Genomic DNA, 3,896 nt, shown 5'->3' on the forward strand with positions numbered 1-3,896 from the left:
CTCGGCCGGCTCGTCGACGCCTGCCACGACCTGGCGGTCGCGGGCGCCAGGACCGTACGGAACCATCCCCGGCTCGAACTCCACGCCGAACCCGTCCTGACCGCCTTCCTCTTCCGCTATCTGCCGGCCGATGCGACGAACGCCGATCCGACGGACACCGACGCGATCAACGCCTCGCTCCGCCGCCGTCTCCTCCGCGAAGGCCGCGCCGTCGTCGGCCGTACGGAACTTCCCGGCGAGGGCCCCGGCCGCGTACGCCTCAAGCTCACCCTCCTCAACCCGCACACCACTCCCGCCCAGGTGGACCGGCTCCTCCACACCGTCGTGGCCGCCGGCCTCGCGGAGGAGGCGCAGTGAACCTGCCCCTTTCCAACGATCCGGAGGCCCAGCCATGACGAACGACCACGGACGCACCGACGCCCCGTACGACCTCCTCGGTATCGGCATCGGCCCGTTCAACCTCTCCCTCGCCGCACTCAGCGACCGCTCCACGCCCGGCCTGCGTACGCTCTTCCTCGACGCCAAGCCCGCCTTCTCCTGGCATCCCGGACTGCTCATGGAGGGCACGGTCCTCCAAGTCCCGTTCCTCGCCGATCTGGTGACGATGGCGGACCCGACCAGCCCGTGGTCGTATCTGAACTATCTGCGCGAGCACGACCGAATGTTCCCGTTCTTCTTCTCCGAGCGGTTCCACATACCGCGCCGCGAGTACGACCACTACTGCCGCTGGGTCGCCGAGCGCCTGCCGTCCTGCCGCTTCGACGCGCGCGTCACGGAGCTGGAGTGGGAGGAGAGCGAGGACGGAGGCGCGGGCGGCGCGGGCGAGGGCGCTGGCACGTTCGCCGTCACGTACCGCTCGGCGGACGGTTCGCTCTCGCGCGTACGGGCACGTCAAGTGGTGCTCGGCGTCGGCACGTCGCCGGTCGTCCCGGAACCGCTCCGTCCGCTGCTCGCCAGCCCCTCGCCCGCGCCGTCCGAGGCACACGCGCACAGCGGCCTCGTACTTCACAGCGCCGACTACCGCACCCACCGGACACGCCTGGCCCGACTTGACGACGTCACCGTCATCGGCGCCGGCCAGTCAGGCGCCGAGGTCACGCTCGATCTCCTGCGTCAGCAGGACGGCAACGGAGCGGGCGGCCCGTACGTCCGCTGGCTCGCCCGTACACCCGCCTTCGCGCCGATGGAGTACTCCAAGATCGGCCTGGAACACTTCACACCCGACTACATCCGCTACTTCCGCGCCCTGCCGGACGGGCGGCGCGACCAGCTCGTACGCGAACAGTGGCAGCTCTACAAGGGCGTCAGCGAGGAGACGCTCGGCGAGATACACGACGAGCTGTACGAGCGGACGATCGGCGGTACGGAACCGCGCGCCGCGCTCCACCCGGGCGTGGCGGTGACAGCGGCGCGGCCCGAGAGCGACGGCGGTGCGGGGTATGTGCTGACCTGCCGCCACACCGAGCAGGACGAGGTGTTCGAGATACGTACGTCCGCGATCGTCTCGGCCACCGGCTACGCGGCGGCCCGCCCGGACTTCCTCGACACGCTCGCGAAGCTGGTGGTCTGGGACGAGAAGGGCCGCTACCGGATCGACGGCCAGTACCGCGTCACGCTCGACCCACGCGTGACCGGCACTCTGTACGTCCAGAACGCCGAACTCCACACCCACGGCGTCGGCGCCCCGGACCTCACACTCGGCGCCTGGCGGGCGGCGACGATCCTGAACGCGGCGGCGGGACGGGTGGTGGTACGGGTGCCGGAGCGGGCCGCCTGGACGACGTTCGGCGCACCACGCGCGCCAGGCGCGTAACGGCGGCGGCTATCTGCCGGACATGGTGTTGTACGCGTAGAGAGCGAAAATGCCGGTCACGCAGACGACGATGACCCAGGAGCTGAAGGGCATGCGCGCTCGGCCTCGGCCGGCTCGGCTGCCTCGGCCGGAGCGGGTGGCCCGTGCGGGCTTCGCGGGTCTCGCGGACCGATCAGACCTTCCGGACCTCCCGGGTCGCCCGGACCTTCCGCCGCCGTCGGACGCTCCCGCTCGCGGCGCGGTCGGTGTGACATCGGCCGCCGCCTCGGCGAGCAGACGGCGACAGGCCGCCGCGAGCACGCCCGTTCCCGCGGAGAGCGACACGATCGCCTCCGAACGCGCCGGAGCGGTGGTGCCGCCGTCGAGGATGCGGCCCGCGCGGACGAGGATCTCGTCACGGCCGCCCGCGGGCGCGAGACTGATCCAGCGCCGCACGTGCTCACCACGGATGACCACGCCTCCGGACCGTTCCCGGTAGAGGGTGTGTTCCCGCCACAGCACCTGCGCCAGTTCCGCCGCTGTGTCTCTCAGCTGCGTGCTCACAACCGCTTTCCCCCGTCACCCCGTGGACATTCGAACGAACATGGAACCTTAGCGTCAGGTGCACACCAAGTCCGCCACTGGGGTGGTCGTCCTCCACGGGGGTGGTCAGCGCGCGGCCGAGCGGTCAGCGCGCGGCCGAGGCGAAGCTCTTTTCCATCGCGTCCAGGATCTGGCTCGCGCCGGTGTAACCGATGCCCAGCATCCACAGGTTGTCGTCGACCTTGAAGGCCATGTTCTTCTTCACCGCGGTGAGGTTCTTCCACAGCGGGCCGCCGACGGTGTCGGTCTCCTTGGCCTTCTTCGGATCGCCGTACGTGGAGTGGAAGATGACGTCCGCGTCGGCCTTGTCGATCTGCTCCGGGCTGACGTCGAGTGAGAAGCCGGTGGTGTCCTGGTCGGTCGGGCGGCCGACCTGGAGGTCCTTGAAGAGGGAGCCGACGAACGTGTCGTTGAGGTAGAGCCGGGTGTCCGCGCCCTCCACGAACCGTACGAAGCCGACCTTTGTCTCCTTCGCCTTCGCCGGGCCGCCCAACGCCTCGGTCAGCCGCTTGACATGCGCTTCGTAGTCCGCGACGACCGTGACCGCCTCGTTCTTCCTGCCGAGCGCGTCCGCGTGGAGCTGGAAGTTCTCCCGCCAGGTCGGCCCGGTGGTGTCGGAGAAGACGGTCGGCGCGATCTTCGAGAGCGCGGCGTAGTTCTTCTCGTCGCGGACCTTGCTGCTCAGGATCAGATCCGGCTCCAGCGCGGCGATCGCCTCAAGGTTCGGCTCGGCGATCAGCCCGACGGGCTTGATGCCCTTGAGCTTGTCGGCGGGCAGGTACGTCGAGAACGGCGCCTGGTCGGCGACGGCCGTGGCGCCGACCGGTGTGATGCCCAGCGTGACGGCCGAGTCGAGCGCGTCGGTGTCCAGCACGACGACCCGCTTCGGCACGCCGTCGACCTCCACATCGCCCATCACCGTCTTGACGACACGCGTGTCGCCTCCCGCGTCGGCCGCCTTGCCCGCCTTGTCCGCGCCGGACTCGTCGCCGCCGCCGTCGCTCCCACCGCACGCGCTGAGCGTTACGGCGAACACGGTGGCGGCAGCGGCCACCGCGATACGGCGGCGGGTGAAAGCCGTTCTGGACACGGTGGACAAGGTGGACACGATGAGAAGGCCTCTCGGGCAGAAGTAAGGGGAACCTAACCTTAGCGGCCCTCGGGCTACAAGTCACGGTCTGCACGGTCTGCACGGTCTGCACGGGCGGCCCGGTCGGACGGAGTTGCCGCCCGGTGCGGCCCGGTGCGAAAAGTCTTCCGCTTCGGCTGCAACCTCGGCGTGGGACGGACGTCTGTCGGAGTGGAGGCGCCTCCATCCGTCTGTTTGTCCGTCTGTCCCTGCATTGCCGAGATGATTCGAGGAACGGTATGTCCGCACGTCACACCGCTGTACGCCACGCTCTCCGTGGCAGGCTGCGGCTGGTCCTGGGTACGTCGGCGGCCATCGCCGCGCTCGCCGTCGGCGGAGCGGTGACCGCCGCCCAGGCCGACGCGCCCAAGC

At 70.0% G+C, this 3,896-nt stretch carries 3 protein-coding genes and 1 pseudogene; 2 read left to right on the forward strand and 2 right to left on the reverse strand.

Going from position 1 to position 3,896, the window contains the following annotated elements:
- Positions 1-357: pseudogene (locus tag GA0115259_RS40850) on the forward strand (aspartate aminotransferase family protein); the annotation flags it as partial.
- Positions 358-391: 34 nt separating this feature from the next.
- Positions 392-1,813: a lysine N(6)-hydroxylase/L-ornithine N(5)-oxygenase family protein gene (locus GA0115259_RS34725; protein WP_093604270.1), complete on the forward strand. Its 1,422-nt coding sequence runs from the start codon at positions 392-394 to the stop codon at positions 1,811-1,813.
- A gap of 9 nt (positions 1,814-1,822) precedes the next feature.
- Here the strand turns inward: GA0115259_RS34725 and GA0115259_RS34730 are convergent, their stop codons facing one another.
- Together GA0115259_RS34730 and GA0115259_RS34735 are read right to left on the reverse strand one after the other, a co-directional pair.
- The gene (locus GA0115259_RS34730; protein WP_256098282.1) at positions 1,823-2,356 is read right to left on the reverse strand and encodes a hypothetical protein; all 534 of its coding nucleotides are present in this window, start codon (positions 2,354-2,356) and stop codon (positions 1,823-1,825) included.
- Between the two features lie 124 nt (positions 2,357-2,480).
- Positions 2,481-3,485 carry an ABC transporter substrate-binding protein gene (locus tag GA0115259_RS34735; protein ID WP_093604274.1) on the reverse strand — a complete coding sequence of 335 codons (1,005 nt, stop codon included), beginning with the start codon at positions 3,483-3,485 and terminating at the stop codon, positions 2,481-2,483.
- Between the last annotated feature and the right edge of the window lie 411 nt (positions 3,486-3,896).

Origin of the sequence: Streptomyces sp. MnatMP-M17 (assembly GCF_900091995.1) — a bacterium.
Lineage (GTDB): Bacteria > Actinomycetota > Actinomycetes > Streptomycetales > Streptomycetaceae > Streptomyces.